The following is a 2,119-nucleotide window of genomic DNA, read 5'->3' as shown; positions in this document are numbered from 1 at the left end:
AGCGAAGCAAGCCATCGATGACGCATTGAAAGCTAAGAACGATGAAATTGATGCCAACAACGATTTGACTGCTGAAGAAAAAGCCAAAGCTAAGGAAGACGCGAAAGCCAAAGCCGACGCAGCAAAACAAGCGATTGATACTGCAACAACAAACGCAGCGGTGGAACAAGCTAAAAACGACGGAGCAACATCAGTAGATTCGGTGACTCCAACGCCGGTAGCCAAACCAGCAGCTAAGAAATCCATCGATGACGCATTGAAAGCTAAGAACGACGCGATTGATGCGAACAATGACTTAACAGACGAAGAAAAAACTGCGGCGAAAGCTGATGCAAAAGCCAAAGCCGACGCAGCGAAACAAGCGATCGACAACGCAACAACAAACGAGGGAGTAGACCAAGCTAAGGCTAACGGAACAACAGAAGTAAACAATGTCACTCCAACACCAGTAGCTAAGCCAGCAGCTAAGAAAGCGATAGAAGATGCGCTTAAAGCCAAAGAAGCAGAGATCGATACTCGAGATGATCTGACAGCTGAGGAAAAAATAGCAGCTAAAGAAGAAGCTAGGGCTAAAGCAGAAGCGGCAAAACAAGCAGTTGATAAAGCGGCAACAAATGCTGACGTTGAAAATTCAAAAACTATTGGGGTAGCAGATGTAAACTCATTGAATCCAGTAGCGGTTAAGAAACCAGAGGCTAAAAAAGCTGTAGATGAAGCACTAAAGGCAAAAGAAGCAGAAATTGATGCGAATAATGACTTAACAGCAGAAGAAAAATTAGCAGCTAAGGAGGAAGCTAAAGCTAAAGCCGATGCAGCTAAGAAAGCAATCGATGAAGCTGATACAGATATTAAGGTTGATGTAAATAGTATATCTGGTTTAAGTGATGTAAATTCATTTAGTCCAGAACCAGTTAAGAAATCAGAGGCTAAAAAAGCAATTGATGCAGCTCTAGAGAAGAAAATAGAAGAAATCGATGCTCGAGATGATTTAACAACTGAAGAGAAAACTGCAGCAAAAGCTGAAGTAGAAAATAAAGCTAATGAGGCAAAAGACGCAATCGATGCAGCAGATACAGACATTAAAGTAGATGTAAATAGTGTATCTGGTTTAAGTGATGTGAACTCGTTTAGTCCAGAAGCAGCTAAAAAACCAGCAGCCAAACAGGCAATAGATGATGCATTAAAAGCAAAAGAAGATGCAATAGATGCGAATGATGATTTAACAGCTGAAGAAAAAACTAAAGCCAAAGCAGAAGCTAAGGCAAAAGCTGATGCAGCGAAAGAAGCAATCGACAATGCGACAACAAACGCAGAAGTGGAACAAGCTAAGACTGCAGGAACGGCATCAGTAGCTTCAGTGACTCCAAAGCCAGTGGCAAAACCGACTGCGAAGCAAGCCATCGACGACGCGCTTAAAGCTAAGAACGACGTGATTGACTCTCGTACAGACTTGACAGATGAAGAGAAAGCTGCGGCTAAGTCAGAAGCAAAAGCTAAGGCCAACGCAGCAAAAGCAGCCATCGATAATACAACAACAAATGCGGAAGTAGACCGAGCTAAGGTGACTGGAATAACAGAAGTAAAAGCAGTAGATCCACAACCAGAAGCGAAGCCAGAAGCTAAGAAAGCCATCGATGATGCCTTAAAAGCTAAGACTGATGAAATAGACTCTCGTACAGACTTGACAGATGAAGAGAAAGCTGCGGCGAAAGCAGACGCTAAAGCGAAAGCTGATGCAGCGAAGACTGCAATCGACAACGCAACAACAAACGATGCAGTAACTCAAGCTAAAAACGATGGGGCAGCAAGTGTAGCTTCAGTAAATCCAACAGCGCAAGCGAAGCCAGCGGCAAAACAAGCTATCGATGATGCATTGAAAGCTAAGACCGACGCAATTGATGCCAATAACGATTTAACAGCAGAAGAAAAAGCCAAAGCTAAGGAAGACGCAAAAGCGAAAGCTGACGCAGCTAAGCAAGCCATCGACAACGCAACAACAAACGATGTAGTAACTCAAGCTAAAAACGATGGGGCAGCAAGTATAGCTTCAGTAAATCCAACAGCGCAAGCGAAGCCAGCGGCAAAACAAGCTATCGATGATGCATTGAAAGCTAAGACC

The 2,119-nt window shown here is 43.5% G+C and carries 1 protein-coding gene; it reads left to right on the top strand.

The genetic code is table 11. The features are described 5' to 3' along the window. Window positions 1-2,119: DUF1542 domain-containing protein (locus tag M1F55_RS03820; protein ID WP_247947298.1), on the top strand; the 2,119-nt coding region annotated here is incomplete at both ends.

The organism is Streptococcus mitis, from assembly GCF_023109235.1.
In the GTDB taxonomy this organism is placed as follows: Bacteria; Bacillota; Bacilli; order Lactobacillales; family Streptococcaceae; genus Streptococcus; species Streptococcus mitis_DA.
Note: the sequence above shows the minus strand (reverse complement) of the source record. Positions and strands in the feature narration are given on the sequence as shown.